The organism is Massilia sp. DWR3-1-1 (assembly GCF_049898325.1).
Taxonomy (GTDB): Bacteria; Pseudomonadota; Gammaproteobacteria; order Burkholderiales; family Burkholderiaceae_D; genus JAFCUW01.
The window spans coordinates 38,578-62,327 of record NZ_JAFCXL010000025.1 but is presented as its reverse complement, the minus strand read 5'-3'; the positions used below and the strand labels follow the sequence as shown (position 1 = coordinate 62,327).

At 64.8% G+C, this 23,750-nt stretch carries 18 protein-coding genes; 8 read left to right on the top strand and 10 right to left on the bottom strand.

Annotation, left to right across the window (positions count from 1 at the left end; genetic code table 11):
- Nucleotides 1-182 precede the first annotated feature (182 nt).
- The 3 genes from ACP7EY_RS21110 to ACP7EY_RS21100 form a co-directional block, all read right to left on the bottom strand.
- A complete protein-coding gene (locus ACP7EY_RS21110) occupies nucleotides 183-767 on the bottom strand; it encodes a carbohydrate binding domain-containing protein (protein WP_426197116.1) in 585 nt (194 codons plus the stop codon).
- A gap of 135 nt (nucleotides 768-902) precedes the next feature.
- Nucleotides 903-1,109, bottom strand: coding sequence for a hypothetical protein (locus tag ACP7EY_RS21105; RefSeq protein ID WP_426197114.1), 207 nt, complete (start codon nucleotides 1,107-1,109; stop codon nucleotides 903-905).
- Between the two features lie 197 nt (nucleotides 1,110-1,306).
- A complete protein-coding gene (locus ACP7EY_RS21100; protein ID WP_426197112.1) occupies nucleotides 1,307-2,947 on the bottom strand; it encodes a response regulator in 1,641 nt (546 codons plus the stop codon).
- Nucleotides 2,948-3,190: 243 nt separating this feature from the next.
- On the opposite strand from ACP7EY_RS21100, the gene purL reads away from it, so the two are divergent.
- Complete coding sequence (gene purL / locus ACP7EY_RS21095; RefSeq protein WP_426197110.1) at nucleotides 3,191-7,228, top strand: phosphoribosylformylglycinamidine synthase; 4,038 nt, start codon at nucleotides 3,191-3,193, stop codon at nucleotides 7,226-7,228.
- Nucleotides 7,229-7,356: 128 nt separating this feature from the next.
- On the opposite strand, the gene ACP7EY_RS21090 is transcribed toward purL, so the two are convergent.
- The 7 genes from ACP7EY_RS21090 to ACP7EY_RS21060 all read right to left on the bottom strand — a co-directional run bounded on the left by ACP7EY_RS21090 (nucleotide 7,357) and on the right by ACP7EY_RS21060 (nucleotide 14,281).
- Nucleotides 7,357-8,130 carry a peptidylprolyl isomerase gene (locus ACP7EY_RS21090; protein WP_426197108.1) on the bottom strand — a complete coding sequence of 258 codons (774 nt, stop codon included), beginning with the start codon at nucleotides 8,128-8,130 and terminating at the stop codon, nucleotides 7,357-7,359.
- Nucleotides 8,131-8,236: 106 nt separating this feature from the next.
- Nucleotides 8,237-9,016: a peptidylprolyl isomerase gene (locus ACP7EY_RS21085; RefSeq protein WP_426197106.1), complete on the bottom strand. Its 780-nt coding sequence runs from the start codon at nucleotides 9,014-9,016 to the stop codon at nucleotides 8,237-8,239.
- Between the two features lie 106 nt (nucleotides 9,017-9,122).
- Nucleotides 9,123-9,452: a BolA family protein gene (locus ACP7EY_RS21080; RefSeq protein ID WP_426197105.1), complete on the bottom strand. Its 330-nt coding sequence runs from the start codon at nucleotides 9,450-9,452 to the stop codon at nucleotides 9,123-9,125.
- Nucleotides 9,449-10,081 carry a septation protein A gene (locus ACP7EY_RS21075; RefSeq protein WP_426197103.1) on the bottom strand — a complete coding sequence of 211 codons (633 nt, stop codon included), beginning with the start codon at nucleotides 10,079-10,081 and terminating at the stop codon, nucleotides 9,449-9,451. Before ACP7EY_RS21075 ends, ACP7EY_RS21080 begins: the two co-directional genes overlap by 4 nt.
- A 42-nt stretch (nucleotides 10,082-10,123) precedes the next feature.
- Entirely contained in the window at nucleotides 10,124-10,519 is a 396-nt protein-coding gene (gene msrB, locus ACP7EY_RS21070; protein WP_426197101.1) for a peptide-methionine (R)-S-oxide reductase MsrB, read from the bottom strand.
- Nucleotides 10,520-10,568: 49 nt separating this feature from the next.
- On the bottom strand, nucleotides 10,569-12,047 hold the full coding sequence (locus ACP7EY_RS21065) for a protein adenylyltransferase SelO (protein ID WP_426197099.1): 1,479 nt from the start codon (nucleotides 12,045-12,047) through the stop codon (nucleotides 10,569-10,571).
- Nucleotides 12,048-12,166: 119 nt separating this feature from the next.
- The gene (locus ACP7EY_RS21060; protein ID WP_426197097.1) at nucleotides 12,167-14,281 is read right to left on the bottom strand and encodes a catalase; all 2,115 of its coding nucleotides are present in this window, start codon (nucleotides 14,279-14,281) and stop codon (nucleotides 12,167-12,169) included.
- 257 nt (nucleotides 14,282-14,538) lie between these two features.
- Here ACP7EY_RS21060 and ACP7EY_RS21055 point away from each other — a divergent pair, with 257 nt between their 5' ends.
- The 7 genes from ACP7EY_RS21055 (at nucleotide 14,539) to ACP7EY_RS21025 (ending at nucleotide 23,474) form a co-directional block, all read left to right on the top strand.
- Nucleotides 14,539-16,164, top strand: coding sequence for a 3-(methylthio)propionyl-CoA ligase (locus ACP7EY_RS21055; RefSeq protein ID WP_426197124.1), 1,626 nt, complete (start codon nucleotides 14,539-14,541; stop codon nucleotides 16,162-16,164).
- A gap of 107 nt (nucleotides 16,165-16,271) precedes the next feature.
- Nucleotides 16,272-17,492, top strand: a complete 1,221-nt coding sequence (locus ACP7EY_RS21050) for a branched-chain amino acid ABC transporter substrate-binding protein (protein WP_426197122.1) — start codon at nucleotides 16,272-16,274, stop codon at nucleotides 17,490-17,492.
- 93 nt (nucleotides 17,493-17,585) lie between these two features.
- A complete protein-coding gene (locus ACP7EY_RS21045; protein WP_426197095.1) occupies nucleotides 17,586-18,530 on the top strand; it encodes a branched-chain amino acid ABC transporter permease in 945 nt (314 codons plus the stop codon).
- The gene (locus ACP7EY_RS21040) at nucleotides 18,527-19,825 is read left to right on the top strand and encodes a branched-chain amino acid ABC transporter permease (protein WP_426197094.1); all 1,299 of its coding nucleotides are present in this window, start codon (nucleotides 18,527-18,529) and stop codon (nucleotides 19,823-19,825) included. Before ACP7EY_RS21045 ends, ACP7EY_RS21040 begins: the two co-directional genes overlap by 4 nt.
- Nucleotides 19,822-20,586: an ABC transporter ATP-binding protein gene (locus ACP7EY_RS21035; RefSeq protein ID WP_426197093.1), complete on the top strand. Its 765-nt coding sequence runs from the start codon at nucleotides 19,822-19,824 to the stop codon at nucleotides 20,584-20,586. The genes ACP7EY_RS21040 and ACP7EY_RS21035 overlap by 4 nt, the downstream gene beginning before the upstream one ends.
- Entirely contained in the window at nucleotides 20,587-21,294 is a 708-nt protein-coding gene (locus tag ACP7EY_RS21030; protein ID WP_426197092.1) for an ABC transporter ATP-binding protein, read from the top strand. It abuts the gene before it with no gap.
- A 92-nt stretch (nucleotides 21,295-21,386) separates the two neighbouring features.
- Complete coding sequence (locus ACP7EY_RS21025) at nucleotides 21,387-23,474, top strand: 3-hydroxyacyl-CoA dehydrogenase NAD-binding domain-containing protein (RefSeq protein WP_426197090.1); 2,088 nt, start codon at nucleotides 21,387-21,389, stop codon at nucleotides 23,472-23,474.
- The last annotated feature ends 276 nt before the right edge of the window (nucleotides 23,475-23,750 follow it).

The following is a 23,750-nucleotide window of genomic DNA, read 5'->3' as shown; positions in this document are numbered from 1 at the left end:
AAGCGCCGAAACGAGGGGTCGGACCCGGCGCTCGCCTCGAACCCATCGCGGGGTGGGCTTGGATGGTGCGTGCTTACGCTAATGGGCTTTCACGGTAACGGTGAAAGCGCCAAAAAAAATGCCGCTCACCTTGGGCTGAGCGGCATCTTCGGGGCAGGGTGAGCGCCTTGCGCGCTCACCGCTCAGACCGGCTTGCGGCGCGCGAATGCCAGGCCGCCAAGGCCCAGTCCCAGCAGGGCCAGCGATGCTGGTTCCGGCACGCTGGTTTCGGTCAAGGCCACATTGTCGAGGTCGTAAGAAACGTCGGTAGTCACGCTCACGCCCGTGGTGCGCCGATCGAGTTCGGCGGCAAAGGTCAGTTGCTGCTCCGTGGCGGCGGCGATGAAGCTGGCCGAAAACCGCGCCCAAGCGGTACTCGAAAGTTCATTGGTGAAGAGGGCGTTGCCACCGTCGGCGCCCAGGAACACGCCGAAGCTCTTGCCAAAGCCATAGCCACTGTACACTTCGCCGAGACGCTGGTCCCATGACAAGGTATAGGTCTTGCCGATCGTCAAGCCCGACACGGTCTGGCTCGCGAACGGGTCTGTGTTGGCTTCGCCACAAGAATTAAGCGCGACGTAGCCGGTGCCGTTTCCGCCGTTCGCATAGACTGCGGCGGCGCAACCGCCACCGAGCGACCAGCCGCTGGCACTACCGTCAAACCCGCCGTTGGTGATCAGGAGGGGGGCGGCGTGGGCGGCGCTCGTCAGGCAAACGGCGGCGATCAAAAACAATTTTTTTGTGAGAGAGGACATGGTATCAAGGAAGAGTGGTTAGGTGTGTCTCACTAAGCAATACCCATGCCAAGCAATTGTTAGTTATTATAATCAAGCACTTGCCGTTCTTCTCTGCAAGTAAAAACTCTAATATGTAAAATTCTTCGACACGGTGAAAATCATCGCATCGGCAACATCCGTGACGTCTTGCCCGTGGCTGGCTGGCATTTCCCGTGCCAGTCGTGGCGCGCTGCCCGACCAGGACGCCACGTGCATGGTTCGCCCGCAGGCGCACAGGCCATGGAGTTTGGTCACGATCCCGATGACGACGATGGCGGTGGCGATGGTGCCCAAGACGGCGATCGCTTGCGGATCAGCTTGCAACGCTGGTCGATGCCCTCAAGGTGCCAGGCAGGCTTGCTGCTGCATGTTGCCGCATGTTGCTGCATGTTGCCGGACGGGGTCGAGCACGCGTGTTTCGGCGCCGGCCCGGTCCAGGCGCTCGCGCGACAGCCCGATGGTCCTGGCGTGCGCCATGGAACTGGACCAGGTCAAGCCTGGGTGGCGATGCCGTACTTGCGCCGTACCCGGGCATGCTCGTCCTGCAGGCCCTTGAGCTGGGCATGCGCGGGTTCGCTCTTGTGCACCGCGTCGAGCATCAGGGCGGCCCGGTCGGCCAGCGCGTGATCCCAGCCCAGTTCGTCGAGCTGGCGCAGGATCGCCGCCACCGCCGCCACCGTCACCGCCACGCTGGCGGGCGACTTCAGACGCGCTTGCAGCAGGGTCTGGACGGCGCCGCGCCAGTCGCCGTCGCGGCTTTTTTCGGCGGCCACGCCGACCAGGTCCTGCGCCTGCTGGCCCAGCTGGCGGCCGATGCCGTCGGCCAGGTCGGCGCGCCCGGCGTTGGCGAACAGCGCTTGCGCCTGCGACGCCGACAGGGCGCCGTCGGCCGTCGTCAGCATCGACAGCACCACCTGCGAGGCGCCGTCGTCGAGCCGGTGGCGCAGGCAGCTGTGCGCCAGGCTGATTTTCAGTTTCGCCGACAGCGCCTCTTCCTGCACCGCCGCCAGCACCGCCGCGTGCAGCGCCGCGCCGGCGGCGGGGGCGTCGCCGGCCGCCTCGAACAGCAGCGCGTTCGAGTAGGCCTTGCAGGCATCGACCCCGAGCCCGGCGCGCAGCGATTTTTCCAGGTCGCGGATGACGCCGCCGGCCTGCTGCTGCTCGCCCTTGCGCACCAGCGCGCGCACCAGGTTGACGTGGTCTTCGGGATCGCGGAACTCGGAGTGGCGGGCGCGCGCGACCACCTGGCGGAACGATTTTTCGGCCAGCGCCACATCGCCCGCCTCCAGCGCCACTTCGCCCAGCTGGCGCAGGCGCCGCACCAGGTGCGGCGAGATCGCCAACGCGTCCTGCAGGATGCGCTGGGCCCGCTGCGGTGCGCCCAGCGCCGTGTGGCAGTCGGCCAGCAGGTCGTAGGCGGCCATCAGGCGGGGATTGCTGGTGACGAGATCGTCGAGCAGCGTGGCCGCTTCGGCGTGGCGGGCCTGGCCAGCCAGCGCGCGCGCCAGCCCCAGCGAGGCCCAGCCGCGCGGGCGCTCGGCCAGCAGCGCGTGGTATTGCACGACCGCGCCTTCGAGGTCGCCCAGCGCCACGTGGATCTCGGCGCGCAGGCGGGCGAAATCGGCGCCGTGGCGCCCGTTGGCCGCGCCGGCGGCGCACAGGCTGGCCGCCTCGCGCAGATTGCCCTCGTCGATCAGGCGGTGCGCGTCGAGCAGCGCGGCGCGGCGGTCGAGCGCCCGTTCGATGCGTTTGCTGAGCACCTCGATGGTAAACGGCTTCAGGACGTAGTCGGTGGGCGCCAGTTCGGCCGTGCTGACGACCTTGCCGTAGGTCGCTTCCGAGGTGAGCATGATGAAGATCGAGCGGTTCGAAATGAGCTTGTGATGGCGCAGGTCTTCCAGCAGGTGCTGGCCGTCCTGGCCGTCGGCGCCGCTGCCCAGGTCGTATTCGCACAGCACCACGTCGTAGCTGCGCCGGCCCAGCTGCTTGATGGCGGTGCTGGCGCTGATGGCAAATTCGATCTTGCTGATGCCCGACTGGGTCAGCAGATTGTGCAGGCTGGCGCGCATGCCGGGGTTCGGATCGACCACCAGCACGCTCAGTTGACTGCTTAATTGGCTGTTATCTTGCATCGCTCACCAGGTTGACGGCGGGCGCGCGCGGCCCATCCGCATGCGCGCCCCGCGCGAAGTTGCACGATACGCTATTTTGCCTGCGCCTCACAAGGTCATTGCATGCGATCAGGGCGGGGCAGGGCGCAGGTGAAGGCGGTGGGCTCGGGGTATAATGTCGGCCCAGGGGAAAGCGCCGAAGCGCCATCGGCGTCACCACGACCTTCAACCAGCAGCCATGCTGCGTCAACCAAGACTTTCATTATGTTGATACTGCCGGGTTCAAACGCCCTGTCCGCCTTCCGCAACCAACGCCTGCTCGGTCAACTGCAGGCCGTCGCGCCCGCCGTGGTCGCGGTGCAGGCCCACTATCTGCATTTCGTCGATAGCCGCGCCGACCTGTCCGCCGACGACCAGGCGCGCCTGGCAGCGATGCTGACCTACGGCGAGCCGGCCGCCGCGCCCCTCGACGGTGGCGCGCACGAACAATTCATCGTCATCCCCCGCTTCGGCACGATCTCGCCGTGGGCCTCGAAAGCGACCGACATCGCGCGCAACTGCGGCATGGCGCACATCGTGCGCATCGAACGGGGCGTGGCCTACACGGTCGCGCTCAAGGGCGGCCTGCTGGGCACCAAGCTGGGCGCGGTACGCGAGCTCGACACCGATCAACTGGCGCTCGTGACCGCGCTGCTGCACGACCGCATGACCGAATCGGTGCTGCGCCACGCCGACCAGGCGGCGCTGCTGTTTCGCGAACTCGAGGCCAAGCCACTGGCCTCGGTCGACCTGCTTGGCCTGGGCAAAGCGGCGCTCGACGACGCCAACACGGCGCTGGGCCTGGCCCTGTCGGCTGACGAAGTCGACTACCTGGCCGAAGCGTTCACCCGCGTACAGCGCAATCCCACCGACGTCGAACTGATGATGTTCGCGCAGGCCAACAGCGAGCATTGCCGCCACAAGATCTTCAACGCCGACTGGACCATCGACGGCCAGGCGCAAGCGAAGTCGCTGTTCCAGATGATCAAGAACACCCACCAGCTGGCCCCGCGCGGCACCATCGTCGCCTACAGCGACAATTCCTCGGTCATCGAGGGCGCCGCCGTCACCCGTTTCTATCCGCGCGGCCCTGGCCACGAATACGCGCCCGCCACGGAACTGACGCACACGCTGATGAAGGTGGAAACCCACAATCACCCCACCGCGATCTCGCCTTACCAGGGCGCCTCCACCGGCGCCGGCGGCGAAATCCGCGACGAAGGCGCCACCGGCCGCGGCGCCAAGCCGAAGGCGGGCCTGACCGGCTTCACGGTGTCGAACCTGTATCTGCCGGACGCCGTGCGGCCGTGGGAAAACGCGGCCAGCGTGACCGCCGCCGGCGCCACTGACGCCGTCAACTACGGCAAACCCGAGCGCATCGCTTCGCCCCTGCAGATCATGATCGACGGCCCGCTGGGCGGCGCGGCGTTCTCCAACGAATTCGGCCGCCCCGTGCTGGGCGGGTACTTCCGCAGCTATGAGCAGAACGTCGGCCCCCTGAGCGCCGGCGCGCTCGACACCGTCTACGGCTACCACAAGCCGATCATGATCGCCGGCGGCATCGGCAGCATCGCCGACGGCCACACCCACAAGAACGACATCCCCGTCGGCAGCCTGCTGATCCAGCTGGGCGGCCCCGGCATGCGCATCGGCATGGGCGGCTCGGCCGCCTCGTCGATGGCCACCGGCGCCAACACCGCCGATCTCGACTTCGACTCGGTCCAGCGCGGCAATCCCGAGATGGAGCGGCGCGCCCAGGAAGTGATCAACGCCTGCTGGCAGATGGGCGAACACAATCCCGTCATCTCGATCCACGACGTGGGCGCGGGCGGGCTGTCGAACGCCTTCCCTGAAATTACCAATGACGCCAGGCGCGGCGCGATTTTCGACCTGCGCAAGGTGCCGCTGGAAGAATCGGGCATGGCGCCGAAAGAGATCTGGTCGAACGAATCGCAGGAGCGCTACGTGCTGGCGATCGCGCCGGCCGACCTGGCCCTGTTCGCCGACCTGTGCGCGCGCGAGCGCTGCCCGTTCGCCGCCGTCGGCGTCGCCACCGAAGAGCGCCAGCTCAAGCTGGTCGATCCGCTCAATGGCAACGACCCCGTCGACATGCCGATGGACGTCCTGCTGGGCAAACCGCCGAAGATGCAGCGCGACGTGGTCCACCTGCACACGCGCTTCGCACCGATCGACCTGACCGGGCTCGATCTGGCCCAGGTGGCCGAACGGGTGCTGCTGCTGCCCTCGGTGGCCGACAAGTCCTTCCTGATCACCATTGGCGACCGCAGCGTGGGCGGCATGACCGCGCGCGACCAGATGGTGGGACCGTGGCAGGTGCCGGTGGCCGATTGCGCCGTCACCGCCATGAGCTTCGAAGGCTACCTGGGCGAAGCGATGGCGATGGGCGAGCGCACCCCGCTGGCGGTAATCGATGCGCCCGCCTCGGGCCGCATGGCGGTGGGCGAGGCGATCACCAACGTCGCCGCCGCCGCCATCGGCCAGATCGGCGACATCAAGCTGTCGGCCAACTGGATGGCCGCCTGCGGCCAGCCAGGCCAGGACGCGGCCCTGTTCGACACCGTCAAGGCGGTCGGCATGGAGCTGTGCCCGGCGCTGGGGATCAGCATCCCGGTCGGCAAGGACTCGCTGTCGATGCGCACCACCTGGCAGGACAAGGGCGACGCCAAGGCCGTCACCTCGCCCGTGTCGCTGATCGTCTCGGCGTTCGCGCCCGTCCTCGATATCCGCAAGACTCTCACGCCGCAGCTGCGCATGGACCTTGGCGCCACCACGCTGATCCTGGTCGACCTGGGACGCGGCAAGAACCGCCTGGGCGCCTCGGCGCTGGCGCAGGTGACGGGCCAGCTGGGCGACGCCACCCCCGACGTCGACAGCGCCGACGACCTGAAAGCGTTTTTCGCCGCGATCCAGGCGCTCAATGCCGACGACATGCTGCTGGCCTACCACGACCGTTCGGACGGCGGCCTGTTCGCCACCCTGGTCGAGATGGCCTTCGCCGGCCGCGCCGGCCTGTCCGTCAACCTCGACATCCTGGCGATGGGCGATGAACACGCCGCCGACTGGGGCGACGCCAAGAACTGGGCAGGGCAGGTGGGCGAGCGGCGCAATGCGCTGACGCTGGCGGCCCTGTTCAGCGAAGAGCTGGGCGCCGTGCTGCAGGTGCGCGAACAGGACAAGAGCGCGGTGATGAACGTGCTGCGCGCGCACCAGCTGGGCGCCTGCAGTCACATCATCGGCAAACCGAACGAGCGCGGCGTGGTGGAATTGACGCGCGACGCCAAGGTGATCTACAGCCAGCCGCGCAGCGCCCTGCACCGCCTGTGGAGCGACACCAGCTGGCGCATCGCCCGCCTGCGCGACAACCCCGCCTGCGCCGACGCCGAATACGCGCGCCTGCTCGACGAGACCGACCCCGGCATGACGCCGGTGCTCACGTTCGACCCGAACGAGAACGTGGCCGCCCCCTTCATCGGTGGCGCCCGTCCGCGCGTGGCCATCCTGCGCGAGCAGGGCGTCAACTCGCACATCGAAACGGCGTGGGTGATGCACCAGGCGGGCTTTGCTGCGGTGGACGTCCACATGAGCGACCTGATCGCCGGCCGCGCCAGCCTGGACGACTTCCACGGCGTCATCGCCGTCGGCGGCTTCTCCTACGGCGACGTGCTGGGCGCCGGCGAAGGCTGGGCCAAGACGATCCTGTTCAACGCCCTGCTGGCCGAGCAGTTCGCCCGCTTCTTCCAGCGCGCCGATACCTTCGGCCTGGGCGTGTGCAATGGCTGCCAGATGATGAGCAATCTGAAGTCGATGATCCCCGGCGCGCACGCGTGGCCGAAGTTCACCCGCAACAAGTCCGAGCAGTTCGAGGCGCGCTTCGGCATGGTCGAAGTGCTCGATTCGCCGTCGATTTTCTTTGCCGGCATGGCCGGCACGCAGGCGCCGATTGCCATCGCCCACGGCGAAGGCTATGCGGACTTTTCGCAGACGGGCGAGCTGGCCGCCGTGCACCAGGCGATGCGCTTTGTCGACAACCGTGGCGCGGCCACCGAAGTCTATCCGTTCAACCCGAACGGCTCACCCGGCGGGCTGACCGGTGTGACCACGCCGGACGGGCGCTTCTCGGTGCTGATGCCGCACGCGGAGCGGGTGTTCCGCTCGGTGCAGCAGTCGTGGCACCCGGATGCGTGGGGCGAGGATTCGCCGTGGATGCGCATGTTCAGGAATGCGCGCAAGTTCGTCGGCTGATATGCCGGCGGTATCGCGGCGGGGCCGGCAGCATCGGCCCCGCCGCGATGGCGGCGTCGTGCAGGCATAAAAAAAGCGCTTCCTCGGAAGCGCTTTTTTATTGGACCAGCGCCGGCGGCGCGGTCGGCTTACTGGACCTTGGCTTTCTTGGCCAGGTCGTCGCGGTAGGTGGCCAGGCGGCGCTGCTGGATCGATTCGGCCACTTGCTGCTTGACTTCGTCGAACGATGGCACCTTGGCCGCGCGCGTGTCTTCGAGCTTGATGACGTGGTAGCCGAACTGGGTCTTGACGGGGGTGTCGGTGACCTGGCCCTTGTTCAGCTTGACCATGGCGGCGGAAAACTCCGGCACGTAGGAGGCGGCGCTAGCCCAGTCGAGGTCGCCACCGTTGGCGGCCGAACCGTCTTTCGATTGCTTGGCCAGTTCTTCGAACTTGCCGCCCGCTTTCAGCTTGACGATGATGGCCTTGGCTTCGTCTTCGGTGGCCACGAGGATGTGGCGTGCATGGTATTCCTTGTCGCCCACCTGCGATTTGTACTTGTCGTACTCGGCCTTGATGTCCGCGTCCTTGACGGGGTTTTTCTTGACGTAGTCTTGCAGCATGGCGTTGATGACGATGCTTTGACGGGCATTGTCGAGCGCCATCTTGACGTCGGGACGGTTGGCCACACCCAGGCGGTCGGCTTCCTGGATCATCACTTCGCGGTTGATCAAGTCTTTCTTGATGGCTTCGCGCAGCTGCGGCGAGTCCGCTTGCTTGCCCTGCGCAACCACCTGCTTGACGATCTGATCGACTTTGGCAGCGGGAATCGGCTTGCCGTTGACGGTCGCGACGTTTTGCGCGAAGGCCGGGGCGGCCACGAGGGCGGTCATCAACATCAGGGTAGCTGGCTTCAAGATCATGTTTGATTCCTATAGAAACGAAAGAGGGGGACTGCAAAATGCGAAATGGACGTCGCCCTGCGGCGCCGTCCATTCATTGTACTGCGACGCTCAAACGACGGCGCGCTTATTGTACCTTAGCCTTGGCCAGAATCGCTTCCTGGTAGGCTTGCAGTTTCTTCTGCTGGATCGCTTCTTCGATCTGGCCTTTGACTTCTTCCATCGGCGGGATCTTGGTCGGACGGGTGTCGTCCACTTTCACCACGTGGAAGCCGTTTGGCGTTTGCACTGGCTTCTCGGCGACCTGGCCTTTTTGCAGGTTGACGAAGGCATCGCTGAACGCTTTCGGGAACGACGACGGGGTAGCCCAGTCGAGGTCGCCGCCGGTGGCCGCGGTGCCCGTGTCTTTCGATTGCTTGGCCAGTTCTTCGAATTTCGAACCGGCTTTGAGCTTGGCGATGACGGCGACAGCTTCGGCTTCGGTGCCCAGCAGGATGTGGCGGACGTGGAATTCCTTGTCGCCGGCCTGTGCCTTGAACTTGTCGTACTCGGCCTTGATGTCAGCGTCCTTGACGGGATTCTTGCTCACGTAGTCACGCACCATGGCGTTGATGATGATGGTCTGGCGCGCCTGCTCCATTTGCGATTTGACCAGCTCGTTTTTCTCGTAGCCCTGTTTCATCGCTTCCTGCATCATGACTTCACGCATGATCAGGTCTTTTTTGATGGCTTCGCGCAATTGCGGCGAATCCGGCTGCTGGCCCTGGGCGATGACTTGCTTGACGACGGCGTCAGCGCGCGACGACGGGATCGCCTTGCCGTTGACGACGGCGAGGTTCTGGGCGAACGATGGTGCGGCAACGATGGCAACAAGTGCTAACAGCAGGCTGGCTGGCTTAAAAGTCATGTTTGGATCCTGATAGGAAAAAAGTTACGTAGACTGATGAATCGATTGTTTTAGCTATGAGTGACGATTGTCGAACAGATTTCTTAAGCGACCCTGAAAGCGGCGCTTACCGGACTTCCGAGGGCGCCAGCGCAGTGATGGCCAGCGCATGGATTTCGGTGTGCATCATATCGTGCACGGAATCATACACGAGTCGATGGCGCATGACGAGCCTCTGGCCCTCGAAGCGAGGGGAAACGATTTTCAGGCGAAAATGCCCGCCACCGGAGGCCGCGCCCGCATGGCCTGCGTGCAGCTGCGATTCGTCGGCCAGTTCGAGCAGGACCGGGTCGAGCGCGGCCAGCAGGGCCAGGATGCGCTCAGCACGGGGGCCGCGGGCGGGCACGCCGGCGCCGTCAGCGCTGGCGTGGTCGTGGTCGTGATGGTGCCCGCTCATGCTTCTTCCTCCTGCATGTGTTTCGACAGCATCAGACCCATCGCCACGATAAACAGGAAGAAGATCCCGGTGGCGCCGAACACCTTGAAGTTGACCCAGGCGCTGGTGTTGCCCTTGAAGACGACGAAGGCCATCAACAGGTTCAGGCAGCCCAGCGCCGCCAGGAAACCGATCCACGACCAGGCCACCGTGCGCCAGACGGGCTCGGGCAGCTTCATCGCTTCGCCCATCACGCTTTTCATGAGGTTCTTGCCCATCACGGTCTGGTAGAACAGCAGGATGGCGGCGAACGCCCAGTACAGGATGGTGGGCTTCCACTTGATGAAGTTGTCATCGTGCAGATAAATGGTGGCGCCGCCCATGACGACGATGACGGCGGCCGACACCCACAGCATGCCATCGACCTTCTTGCGGGAGATCAGCAGATAGCCGATCTGCAGCAGGGTGGCGATGATGCCGATCACGGTGGCGAGGATGATGGGCGACTGCGCCGCGGTGGCGCCGCCGCCGGAGATCAGTGGGCCCAGGTACTGCTGGACCAGGCCGTGGGCGGCATCCTGGTTTCCCTCGCCCCAACGGAACACGCCGAAGAACAGGATGATGGGGAACAGGTCAAAGAGAAATTTCATGAATGGTCAAGGCAAAGTGAACGGGAGCGAGAGCGGCGGCGCTTACAGGGGCGCGAAGCGCAGCGACGCCGAGTTGATGCAATAGCGCAGGCCGGTCGGCGGCGGACCATCGGGGAACACGTGTCCCAGGTGGGCGTCGCAGACGGCGCAGATAATCTCGGTGCGCAGCATACCATGGGTACGGTCGGTCTTTTCAATGACGTTGGCCGGATCGAGCGCCTTGAAATAGCTGGGCCAGCCGCAGCCGGAATCGAACTTGGCGTCGGACTCGAACAGGGGCGTGTTGCAGCAGACGCAGGTGTAAATGCCGTGTTCGTGGTGATCCCAGAACTTGCCCGTGAAGGCGCGCTCGGTGGCGGCGTGGCGGGTGACCTGGTATTGCGTCGGGTCGAGCATCTCGCGCCATTGGGCGTCGGATTTGGTGACTTTATCGTTCATGGTGCCTTTCGCGGCGGCTGTATTGGGTGGGGACGGCAAAAAAACGATTTCAGGAAGAGCAACTTACTTCAAGGTCGCTGGCCCAGTCGGGCGGCAGGGCGGCGTAGGCGGCGTGCTCGGGCTGCTCGTCGAAGGGGCGCGACAGGATGGCCTGCAATTTGTCGATTTCAGCATAATCCTTGGCGATCGCCCTGTCGATGGCCACCTGGGCCAGGTAATTGCGCAGCACATACTTGGGGTTGACGGCGTCCATGGCCAGTTTGCGCTCGCTGTCGACGCTGTGTTCCTGGCGCAGGCGGACGCGGTAACGGCCGGCCCAGTCGTCGAAGCCGGCGCGGTCGATGAACATGTCGCGCAGCGCGGTGTTGGCGGCGCTGCCTTCGTCGATGGTGAAATTGCCCAGCGCACGGAAGAAATTGGTGAAATCGACGTGCGAGGCCGTCATCAGGGCAAACAGCGACTCGAACAGGGCGGCGTCGGCCCCGTCCTCGCTGTGCAAGCCCAGCTTGGCGTGCAGCAGGTAGTCGAAGGTGGCGGCAAATTCGCCCTGGTATACGCCCAGCGCTTCCTGCGCCGCCTCGACCTCGCCGATCAGGGGCATCAGTGCCTGGCCCAGCGCATAGCAGTTCCAGTGGCCCACTTCGGGCTGGTTGGCATACGAGTAGCGACCCTGCTGGTCGGTGTGATTGCAGATGTGGGCGGGGTCGAACGCCTCCATGAAGCCGAACGGGCCGTAGTCGAGGGTCAGGCCGAGGATCGACATATTGTCGGTGTTCATCACGCCATGCATGAAGCCGACCGCCTGCCAGTGGGCGATCATGCGGGCGGTGCGGCGCGTCACTTCGGCCAGCAGGGCCGCGTAAGGATTCGCTTCGGCCGTCAGTTCCGGATAAAACGTGGCGATGACGTAGTCGGCCAGTTGCTGCAACTGCGCGGGCTTGTTGCGGTGGTACCAGTGTTCGAAGGAGCCGAAGCGGACGAAACTGGGCGCCATGCGCGTGACCACGGCGGCCGTTTCCACCGTTTCGCGCAGGATCGGCTGGTCGGCGCCCATGATGCACAAGCCCCGCGTGGTGGGAATGCGCAGGGCCGCCATGGCTTCGGAACATAGAAATTCGCGCACCGACGAGCGCAGCACGGCGCGCCCGTCGCCCATGCGCGAGTACGGCGTCAGGCCGGCGCCCTTGAGCTGCAATTCCATCGGCCCCGCTGGGCCGTTCAGCTCGCCCAGCAGGATGGCCCGGCCATCGCCCAGCTGGCCCGCCCAGACGCCAAACTGGTGGCCGGAATAGACGGCCGACAGGGGCAGCGAGCGGGCCGCCACGGCATTGCCGGCGAACAGTTCGACCAGTTCAGGCGTGGCCAGTTGTGCGGGGGTGAGCCCGACCAGCGCGGCGCTGCTGCTGCTGGCGGCAACAAAATACGGCGCAGGCAGGGGCGTCGGCATCAGCCGGGTATAGAAATCGGGGGGCAGCGCGGCAAATGAATTGCTCAGCGGAAGGTCGTCGGCGCGAATGGCAGATCCCATATGGTGAAAGTCGATGCCTATTTTAGCGTGGCTGGAAAAAACGCGAGCGCCGCCGCCAGGGAAACGGACGCGCACGTAAAAAAGCCCGCCGTGCGGGCGGGCTTCGATGAAGCGCATGCTTACGGCAAGTTGCGCACTTTCGGTTCGCGTGCCCACTGCCGCGTCTTGGCGGCCTTGATGAAGGCGGCCGGGTTGGCCGCCTCGACCACGCCGTCGTCCGCTTCCACCCCCGCCTTGTCCAGCAGCGCCCGGGCGCCGCCGTCGACGGCGATCGCTTTCAGGTGGCCAAAGGCGTCGCGGACAAAATCGATGGCGGCCGCTTCCTTGACCAGCAGCGCAGCCTGCTCGGGCGAGACGATGATCGCCACCGCATCGAACATGATCGACGGCGTACCGGCCAATTGGCCGTCCACCTTCAGGCTCGACTTGTCGGACAGCGCCACTTCACCGATGTGCGGGGCGATGATCTTGAAGTCGGCGCCCGCCTTGGTGATGGCCTTTGTGATGGCGTCCACCAGGGCGGCGTCGGAGCCGTCGGCGACCAGCACGCCGATGGCGCGCCCTTCGAGCGTGTCCTTCATCTTGCCGATCAGTTGCAGGGCGGGCGAGGGCGGCAGGTCCCGGGCCGGGGTGCCGGTCGGCGCCGGCGGCGGCAGTTTTTTCATGCCCAGGCCGGTGGCCACGCGCTGGGCCAGCGTCTCGTCGATCCGGATCAGGTGTCCGACCATGGCCTCGCGGATGTGCGGATGCTCGACCTTGGACAGTTCGAACACCAGCGCCGCGGCCATGTGCGCCTGTTCGGGCGCACTCTGGCTGACGAAGAACTGGCGCGCCTGGCTGTAATGGTCGGCGAAGGTCTCGGCGCGGATGCGCGCACGGGTGCCACTTTCTTCGGCTGCAACACTGCGAAAGCCCTTGGCGGTTTCGCGGGGACCGTCCGCCATCAGCGAATTGGGCTCGTAGGCGACGCGGCCCACGGGCTGGTTCATCTGCATATGGCCGTCACGCTGGTTGTTGCTCACCGGAACCTTGGCCGCATTGATGGGGATCTGGTGGAAATTCGGTCCACCGAGCCGCGACAGTTGCGTGTCGAGGTAGGAGTGCAGGCGGCCTTGCAGCAGGGGATCGTTGGAGAAATCGATGCCCGGCGGGATGTGCGAGGGACAGAAGGCGACCTGCTCCGTGGCGGCAAAGAAATTGTTCGGCCAGCGGTTCAGGGTCATGCGGCCGATGACCTGCAGGGGAATCAGTTCCTCCGGGATCAGCTTGGTCGAATCGAGGTGGTCGAAGGGGAAGCCGGCAGCGTCTTCCTCGGTGAACAACTGGACGGCCAGGTCCCATTCGGGGAAATTGCCGGCGGAAACGTTTTCAAACATGTCGCGGCGGTGGAAATCGGGGTCGGCGCCGGCGATCTTGACCGCTTCGTCCCACAGGGTCGATTGCAGGCCCAGCACGGGGCGCCAGTGAAACTTGACGAAGGTCGACTTGCCTTGCCCGTCGAGCAGGCGGAAGCTGTGGATGCCGAAGCCTTCGATCATGCGCAGCGAACGGGGCAGGGTGCGGTCCGACATCGCCCACATCACCATGTGCATGGACTCGGGCGTGAGGGAGATGAAATCCCAGAAGGTGTCATGGGCCGAGGCCGCCTGTGGAAAGCCGCGGTCCGGTTCCATCTTGACAGCGTGGATCAGGTCGGGAAACTTGATGGCGTCCTGGATGAAGAAGACGGGGATGTTATTGCCCACCAGGTCCCAGTTGCCCTGCTTGGTGTACATCTTGACGGCGAAGCCGCGCACGTCGCGCGGGGTGTCGACCGAGCCCGCGCCGCCGGCCACGGTGGAAAAGCGGGCAAACACCTCGGTTTCCGCGCCCACTTCCGTGAGGATGCTGGCGGTGGTGTAGTCGGCCAGCGAGGCGCTCAGCTTGAACACGCCGTGCACGCCCGTGCCGCGCGCATGGACGATGCGCTCGGGAATGCGCTCATGGTCGAAATGGGTGATTTTCTCGCGCAGGATGAAATCTTCCAGCAGGGTGGGGCCGCGCGCATGGGCGCGCAGGGAATTCTGGTTGTCCGAGACGGGCACGCCCTGGTTGGTGGTGAGGGCGCTGCCGCTGTCGTGCTGGTGTAGTTCGCCGCCGTTGCCGGTGCTGGTCTCGAGGCTCGCCTGGGGATCGGGTTTGGCCGCCGCCACTTTACTGGGCAGGCTGGCGCCTGCGGTTTTCTTCGTTGCCATTTGATATCCTTAAGGTAATATTGATCATGATACAAATTGTTTGACGAGTATAGCGATAGGCCTCTTGCGCACGATTGGAATTTTTCCTATCAGGTCGATAGGCAGGGGCGCGACTGGTGCATCGCACCATCGAAAAGTATTGACTGTTTTAGCACGGTCGTACGAAACTCAACCATCAACGAGCAGCCACAGGAGCGCGCACAGTGTCGACCACCCCCTTGCATGATCCCCAGAATGCTTTTCCGCCCAGTCCCGTGATGGGCCAGATGATGAGCCAGCCCCTGCTCATCTCCGGCATCATCGAGTTCGCCGCCCGTCACTACGGCCACGTGGAAATCGTCTCGCGCCGCGTCGAAGGCGATCTGCACCGTTACACCTACCGCGACTGCCATGAGCGCGCCCGGCGCGTCGCCCATGCCCTGCAGGGCCTGGGCATCGCCATCGGCGACCGGGTCGCCACGCTGGCCTGGAACGGCTACCGCCACATGGAGCTCTATTACGGCGTGTCCGGCTCGGGCGCCGTGCTGCACACCATCAATCCGCGCCTGCACCCGGAACAGATCGCCTACATCGTCAACCACGCCGAAGACCAGGTGCTGTTTTTCGACCTGAGCTTCCTGCCCCTGATTGAAGCGGTGGCGGCCCACTGCAAGACGGTGCGCGCCTTCGTGCTGATGGCGGGCCACGAACGCATGCCCGAGGCGACGGCGATTCCCAATCTGCTGTGCTACGAGGACTTGCTCGCGAGCAGTTCGCCCGACTATGCCTGGCCCCTGTTCGACGAAAACGCCGCCGCCTCGCTGTGCTACACCTCGGGCACCACGGGCAACCCGAAGGGCGCCCTGTATTCGCACCGTTCAACCGTCTTGCACGGCTACGGCTCGGCCATGCCGAACGCCCTGAACGTGTCGGCCAGGGACACCGTGTTGCCGGTGGTGCCGATGTTCCACGTCAACGCCTGGGGCTTGCCGTATTCGGTGCTGCTGTCGGGCGCGAAGATGGTGTTTCCTGGTGCCGCGCTCGATGGCAAGTCGCTCTATGAGCTGTTCGAGGCCGAAGGGGTGACGTTTTCGGCCGGCGTGCCAACCGTCTGGTTGGGCTTGATCAATTACGCGATTCAAAACAATCTGACCTTTTCCACCTTCCGCCGCACCGTGATCGGCGGCTCGGCCTGCCCGCCGGCCATGATGGACACGCTGATGGACCGCTTCGGCATCGAGGTCGTGCACGCCTGGGGCATGACGGAAATGTCGCCACTGGGCACCGCCGGCGGCTTGCAGGCGCGCCACCTGGCGCTGGGCCGGGATGAACAGCGCAAGATCCTGCAAAAGCAGGGCCATGCCATCTACGGCGTGGACATGAAGATCGTCGACGACGACGGCGTCGAACTGGCCTGGGACGGCGTCACCTACGGCCACCTGCTGGTCAAGGGGCCGTGGATCATCGCCAGCTATTACAAGAACGAAGGGGGCGATGTGTTGCAGGACGGCTGGTTCCCCACCGGCGACGTGGCCACCATCGATGCCGACGGCTATCTGCAAATTACCGACCGTAGCAAGGATGTCATCAAGTCCGGCGGCGAGTGGATCGGCACCATCGACCTGGAAAACATCGCCATGGCGCACCCGGCGGTGCTGCAGGCGGCCTGCATCGGCATCGCCCACCCGAAATGGGATGAGCGGCCATTGTTGTTGGTGGTCAAGCGCCCCGGGGCCGAGGTGAGCCGCGCCGAACTGCTGGCATTTTTTGAAGGAAAAGTGGCGAAATTCTGGATGCCCGACGACGTCAGCTTCATCGACGCCCTGCCGATGGGCGCCACCGGCAAGATCCAGAAGAACAAGCTGCGCGAGCAATTCAGGGGGTATATGCTGCCCACCGCCTGATTACTCCGACCATTTGTACAACGCGATGCCGTAAGCAACCAAAAAAATTATATAGGTGGAGACATATGAGCAAGCTGTTTGGCAAGACCCCCGGTAAGAAACGCAGCATGGCCGCCCTGCTGGCCCTGAGCGTTGTGGCCGCGCCCTTCGCGCAGGCCGACACTGTCAAGATCGCCTTCATCGACCCGCTGTCGGGGCCGTTCGCACCGGTGGGTCAGAACCAGCTGCACAGTTTCCAGGCCATTGCCGAACTGGCATCGCGCGACAAGTGGGCGGGCGAGCACAAGATCGAGGTGGTCGGCTTCGACAACAAGGCCAGCCCGCAGGAGTCGCTGACCCAATTGAAGGCGGTGATTGACCAGGGTTACCGTTACATCACGCAGGGCAACGGGTCCGGCGTGGGCCTGGCCTTGCTCGACGCCATCAACAAGCACAATGAGCGCAACCCGGGCAAGGAAGTGGTGTTCCTGAACTACGCCGCCATCGACCCGGACATGACCAACAGCAAATGCAGCTTCTGGCATTTCCGCTTCGACGCCAACTCCGACATGAAGATGGAGGCGCTGACGAGCTATATGGCGCCCAACCAGGACATCAAGAGCGTCTACATCATCGGCCAGAACTACGCCTTTGGTCAGGCGGTCAGCCGCGCCGCCAAGGAGTACCTGAAACGCAAGCGGCCCGACATCAAGATCGCCGGCGACGATCTGCACCCGATCGCCCAGGTCAAGGATTTTTCGCCGTATATTGCCAAGATCAAGGCCTCGGGCGCCGACACCGTCATCACCGGCAACTGGGGCGCCGACCTGGCGCTGCTGATCCGCGCGGCCAAGGACGCCGATCTGAAAGCGAGTTTCTATACCTATTACGGCGTCACCACGGGCGTGCCGACGGCAATGGGCGCCGCCGGCGCCGAGCGCGTGAAAATCGTCGGCAACTGGATGGTCAACAACGAGAGCTTCAAGGGCAAGGAGATCGTCGAAGCCTATAAAAAGAAATACAACGACGATTACTATACGGCGCAGACCCACAGCAGCATCGGCATGCTGGCCCAGGCCATCAAGGCGGGCAAATCGACCGATCCTGTCAAGGTGGCGTTCGCCATGGAGGGGGCCAGGTTCGCCAGCCTGAACGGCGAAGTGACAATGAACAAGGTCGACCACCAGTTGCAGCAACCGCTGTACATCGGCACCTGGACCAGGATCAACGGCAAGGATGTCAGGTACGACCAGGAAAATACGGGCTATGGCTGGAAGATGGACAAGAAGATCGATGCCTACCAGGCCGGTCAGCCCACCTCGTGCCAGATGAAGCGGCCCGGCGTCTGACAGTGCGCAGCCAGCGGCGGGCCGCTGGCGCGATCCTCCTGTAGCTTGACCCAGGGCGCGCAGTCGCTGCGCGCCCCTTCCTGGCGACCCCTCATGGAATTTACCCTGTTCACCTTGCTGAACGGGATCAGTTACGGCCTGCTGCTGTTCATGCTCTCGTCCGGCCTGACCCTGATCTTCAGCATGATGGGCGTGCTCAATTTTGCGCACGCCAGTTTTTATATGCTGGGCGCCTACATCGCCTACAGCATCAGCAACGCGGTCGGCTTCTGGCCCGCGCTCGTGCTCGCGCCGCTGGTGGTGGGGCTGGCTGGGGCGCTGGTCGAGCGCTATGGCTTGCGGCCCATTCACAAATTCGGCCACGTGCCGGAACTGCTGTTCACCTTCGGCCTGTCCTACCTGATCGTCGAACTGGTGCAGCTGATCTGGGGCAGGGCGGCGGTCGCCTATGCGATCCCGAAGCAACTCGACGGCCCCCTGTTCACCCTGTTTTCCACCAGTTTTCCCATGTACCGGGCCTTCATGATGGCCGTCGCGCTGGCCATGCTGGTGGCGATCTGGCTGCTGCTCACGCGCACCCGCATCGGCCTGGTGATCCAGGCCGCGCTGACCCACCCCGAGGCGGCCGAAGCGCTGGGCCACAATGTGCCGCGCATCTTCATGTGGGTGTTCGGCGGCGGTTGCGCGCTGGCGGGGCTGGCAGGGGTGATCGGCGGCAATGCCTTCGTCACCGAGCCCAGCATGGCCGCCACCGTGGGCAGCATCGTCTTCGTGGTGGTGGTGGTGGGCGGCATGGGGTCGCTGGCGGGGGCCTTCATTGCCTCCCTGCTCATCGGCGTGCTGCAAACCTTTGCCGTCGCCCTCGATTATTCCCTGATGAGCGTGCTCAACTGGGCCGGCGCCGGCATCGGCGCGAGCACCCCCGGCTATTCCCTGCTCAAGGTGACGATCGCCCAGAGCGCGGCCATCCTGCCTTTCCTGTTATTGGTATTGATGCTGATTTTCCGCCCGAAAGGCTTGATGGGAACGCGCGAATGACCACCCTTTCCACGCCCGCGGGCAAGACGCTGACGTTTCGCCCCCTCAACCTGGGCCGCTATCTCGTGTGGGGCGGCTTTGCCCTGCTGCTGCTGGTGGCGCCCTGGATCTTCGCCAAGGGCGCCGCCCTGTCGATCCTCAGCCAGATCGGCACGGTGATGCTGTTTGGCCTGTCGTACAACATGCTGCTGGGGCAGGGCGGCATGCTCTCGTTCGGCCACGCCGTCTATTCGGGGCTGGGCGGCTTCGTCGCCATCCACGTAATGAACCAGGCGGCCGGCGTGACGGTGCCGGTGACCCTGATTCCGCTGGTGGGCGGCGTCGCCGGCCTGCTGTTCGGGGTGCTGTTCGGCTACGTCACCACGCGCAAGTCGGGCACCACCTTTGCCATGATCACGCTGGGGCTGGTGGAACTGGTATTTGCCGCCTCGCTGATGTTTCCCGGCTTTTTCGGCGGAGAAGGCGGCGTGACCACCAATCGCGTCATCGGCAAGCCGTTCCTGGGCATCAGCTACGGCCCCCAGATCGAGGTGTATTACCTGATCGCCTTCTGGCTGTTCATCAGCACCGCGGCCATGTATGCGTTCACCCACACCCCGCTCGGGCGCATGCTCAATGCCGTGCGCGACAATCCCGAGCGGGCTGCCTTCATCGGCTACGACACCCAGTGGGTGCGCTATCTGGCCCTGATCCTGTCGGCCTTTTTTGCCGGTATCTCGGGCGCGCTGGGGGCGATCAACTTCGAGATCGTCAGCGCGGAAAACGTCAGCGCCCTGCGCTCGGGCAGCATCCTGCTGTTCGTGTTCATCGGCGGCATCGGCTACTTCTTCGGTCCCCTGATCGGCGCCGTGGTGGGGGTGGGATTCGTCGTCATGCTCTCCGAATACACGGCCGCATGGCAACTCTACCTGGGCCTGTTCTTCATCACCCTGGTGCGCTTCGCCCCGGCCGGACTGGCCAGCCTCCTCATGCTCTTGCTGCGGGTCGCGAAGTTCGGCAAGTTCGCCCGCCTGCGCGCGCCCCTGCTGGCCACCGGTGGTGCCGTGCTGGTGGCGGCGACGGGCGTCGTCTTCGCCGTCGAATTGCTGTACCGCCGCACCCTCGAGAGTGGCGGCGCGCCGTCGCGCCTGCTCGGGGTGACGCTGGACGCCCACGCGGCGCTGCCGTGGCTGGTGGCGGCCACGCTGTTCGTGGCCGGCGTGCTGGCCTACCGTGCCAGTGCGCCCCGCTACCTGGCGCAGTGGCACGCCGTCAACAGCGAGATTGCCGAATCGATCGCGAAAGGCCGGCCATGAACGCCCCCATTCTCGCCGTGGCGCCCGCGCTGGCGCTGGACGATGTGCGCAAAAGTTTCGGCAAGTCGGAGATCATCCGCGGCGCCACCTTGAGCGTGGCCCGCGGCGAGCGCTGCGCCATCATCGGCCCCAACGGCGCCGGCAAGTCGACCCTGTTCAACCTCATTTCGGGCCGCTTTGGCCTGAGCGGCGGCGACATCCGCCTGCACGGGGCCAGCGTGGCGGGCTTGCGGCCGTTCGACATCAACCGGCGCGGGCTGGCGCGCAGTTTTCAGGTGAGCAACCTGTTCGACAAGCTCAGCGTGTACGAAAACCTGCGCTGCGCCGTGCTCTGGTCGCTCGGCTACCGCTACTCGTTCTGGCACCGGCTGGGCGCCCTGCGCGACGCCCACGAGCGCACCGAACAGGTACTCGAGGAAATCGGCCTGAAGCGCCAGCGCGACGTCGCCGCCGGGGTGCTCACCTACGCCGAGCAGCGCGCGCTGGAAATCGGCATCACCATTGCCGGCGGCGCCGACGTGATCCTGCTCGACGAACCGACCGCCGGCATGAGCCGCTCGGAATCGGACGCGGCCGTGGAACTGATCCGCAAGGTCACGGCGGGCAAGACCTTATTGATGGTCGAGCACGACATGGGCGTGGTGTTCGGCCTGGCCGACAAGATCGCCGTGCTCGTGTACGGCGAGGTGATCGCGTGCGACACCCCGGCCATGATCCGCGGCAATGCCGCCGTGCAAGCAGCTTACCTGGGCGAGGCGTAGATGGACATCCTGACGATCGAACACTTGCAGGCCTGGTACGGCAAAAGCCACGTGCTGCACGGCATCGACTTGCGGGTGGGAGAGGGCGAAATTGTCAGCCTGCTGGGCCGCAACGGCGTGGGCCGCTCGACCCTGGTCAAAGCGGTGATGGGGCAGGTCACGGCCACCGGCTCGGTGCGCTTCAAGGGCGCCGAACTGCTGGGCCTGAAGGCTTTCCAGATCGCCCACCGGGGCGTCGGCTACGTGCCCGAGGGGCGCGATATTTTCCCCACGCTGACGGTGGAGCAGAATCTGCAGCTGGGGCAGAAGGGCGGCCGGGGCGTCAAGGCGAGCCGCTGGAGCCTGGCCGATATGTACGCCATGTTTCCCCGCCTGCAAGAGCGGCGCGAGGTCGCCGCCGGCGTGCTCTCCGGTGGCGAGCAGCAGATGCTGACCCTGTGCCGCACCCTGATGGGCGACCCGGACCTGATCATGATCGACGAGCCGACCGAGGGGCTGGCGCCGAAGATCGTGGCGCTGGTGGCCGACTACCTGCTCGCGCTCAAGCACAAGGGGGTGTCGGTGCTGCTGGTCGAACAAAAACTGGCGATCGCCATGGACATTTCCCAGCGCGTGTACGTGATGGGACACGGTGCGATCGTGTTCGAAGGCAGCCCCGATCAATTGCGCGCCAACGCCGCCGTGCGCCAGGAATGGCTGGAGGTGTAATGGGCACCGAAAAATCCCCTTATTAAAATAATACGACCGTACTTTTATCGGGTATAGTTAGCAGATTGCGAGTCAACTGACAAAGGAAAAACATGAGCGCTGATTACGTCGTCAATGGCAAGGTTGCTGTCATCACCTTGAACAATCCGCCCGTCAACGGCCTGGGGCTGGCGACGCGCACCGCGGCCGTCGAAGCGGTCAACCGGGCCCAGGCCGACGACGCCGTCGAGGCCATCGTGATCACGGGTGCCGGCAAGGCCTTTTCGGGCGGCGCCGACATCAAGGAATTCAATTCGCCCAAGGCGCTCACCGAGCCCACCCTGCACACCCTGATCAGCGTCGTCGAAGCATCGACCAAGCCGACCATTGCCGCCATTCACAGCGTCTGCATGGGGGGCGGCCTCGAGCTGGCGCTCGGTTGCAACTACCGCGTCGCCCTGCCGGGCGCCCAGATTGCGCTGCCGGAAGTCAAACTGGGCCTGTTGCCGGGCGCGGGCGGCACCCAGCGCCTGCCCCGCCTGATCGGCCTGGAGCGGGCCCTGAACATGGTGGTGTCGGGCGCCTTCGTGCCATCGGAGCAGTTGGCCGACACGCCCCTGTTCGACAAGCTGTTTGCCGCCGATGCCCAACTGATCGCCGAGGCGGTGGCCTACGCCGAAAGCGTGGCGGCCGTGCGGCCCCTGCCGAAAGTGCGCGATCGCAAGGTCGACTACCCGAACCACGAAGCCTTCCTGCAATTTACCCGCAACACCGTCAAGGCCATGGCGGGCCCCTATCCGGCGCCCCTCGAGTGCGTGGAAACGGTGGCCGCCTCGGTCACCCGCAAGTTCGACGATGGCCTGAAATTCGAGCGCGAGCGCTTCTTGCACCTGGCCCAGACGAGCGAATCGAAAGCCCTGCGCCACGCCTTTTTCGCCGAGCGCAGCGCCAGCAAATTGCCGGATGTGCCAGCCGATACCCCCGTGCGCAGCATCAAGCAGGCCGCCATCGTCGGCGCCGGCACCATGGGCGGCGGCATCGCCATGAATTTCGCCAATGCGGGCATTCCCGTGATCCTGCTGGAAACGCGCCAGGAAGCGCTCGACAAGGGCATGGCGACGATCCGCAAGAATTACGAGAACACCATGAAGAAGGGCAAGCTGACGCAGGAGAAATTCGACCAGCGCGTGGGCTTGATCAGCGGCACCTTGCAGTACGAGGACATCGGCCAGGCCGACATCGTGATCGAGGCCGTATTCGAAGAAATGGGCGTCAAGCAAGCCGTGTTCGAGCAGCTCGACCGCGTGATGAAGCCGGGCGCCATTCTCGCCTCCAACACGTCGACGCTGGACCTGGACCGCATCGCCGCTTTCACCCAGCGCCCGCAGGATGTCGTCGGCACCCACTTTTTCAGTCCCGCCAACGTCATGAAGCTGCTGGAAATCGTGCGCGGCAAGCACACCGCCAAGGATGTGCTGGCCACCACGCTGGCGCTGTCGAAAAAGCTGAAGAAAACCGGCGTGGTGTCGGGCGTGTGCGACGGCTTCATCGGCAACCGCATGATCGAGCAATACAGCCGCCAGGCCGGCTTCCTGCTGGAAGAAGGCTGCCTGCCCGAGCAGGTCGACAAGGCGGTCGAGAAATTCGGCTTTGCCATGGGGCCGTTCCGCATGGGCGACCTGGCCGGCAACGACATCGGCTGGGCCATCCGCAAGCGCCGTTACGTGGAAAAACCAGCGATCGTGTATTCGAAGACGGCAGACCTGCTGTGCGAAATGGGGCGCTACGGCCAGAAGACGGGTGCCGGCTGGTACGACTACAAGCCGGGCGACCGCAAGGCCTACCCGAATGCCGCCGTCAACGCGATGATCGTCCAGCACTCGGTCGACATCGGTGTCGAGCGCCGCAAGATTTCCGACGAAGAGATCGTTGAGCGCCTGGTCTATTCGCTGGTCAATGAAGGCGCGCACATCCTGGAAGAGGGCATCGCCATGCGCGCCTCCGACATCGACATGGTCTACCTGACGGGCTACGGCTTCCCCGTGTTCCGTGGCGGCCCCATGTTCTACGCCGACACGGTGGGCCTGTACAAGGTCAAGGCCGCCATCGAGCGCTATGCCAAAGGCCGCCACGGCGACGCCTGGACGCCTGCGCCCTTGCTGGTCAAGCTGGTCGCTGAGGGCAAGCGCTTCAACGAGTGAGGCGGGGGCGCCTTCGCTGCGGCGTGCGCCTCTCGCAAGTGGAGTAACAGGCCGATGCAGGGCAAGAAAGCTGGTGGGATCGCGATGGCGGTCCCGCCAGCTTTTTTCATGGCGCATGCAGCGTTCACTGTTGCTCGCGCCTGCACCGCCCCTTGCCGCCCTTCAGTGAGCTCGACCACGCCTTTGCGCGGTGGCATGGCGTCAGGCAAGCAGTTGGATTGACATGAGCGCCCCTGTCGCGTGGGCGCACAGCGTGTGCTGCAGCGGCGCGAAGCA